Consider the following 233-nt stretch of genomic DNA (forward strand, 5'->3'; position numbering starts at 1 on the left):
AGCTAACTGATACTAATGACTCGAGAGGCTTAACCATACAACCCAGATGGGTTTTGCTAAGTAGCACTTAGACGAATACAAACACTTAAGAAGTGGTACTCAATACAGCTTTCCGAATTCATTTACTGCCTAGATAAGATAGGGAGTAGATACCGAATTTGCTTGGTGACAATAGCATTGTGGTCCCACCTGATCCCATCCCGAACTCAGAAGTGAAACGCAATCGCGCCGAT

The 233-nt window shown here is 43.3% G+C and carries 1 rRNA gene; it reads left to right on the forward strand.

Annotation, left to right across the window (positions count from 1 at the left end):
* Window positions 1-161 precede the first annotated feature (161 nt).
* Window positions 162-233: ribosomal RNA gene (rrf, locus tag L976_RS01645) — 5S ribosomal RNA — on the forward strand; the annotation flags it as partial.

This window comes from Shewanella sp. ZOR0012 (assembly GCF_000798835.1).
Taxonomy (GTDB): Bacteria; Pseudomonadota; Gammaproteobacteria; order Enterobacterales; family Shewanellaceae; genus Shewanella; species Shewanella xiamenensis.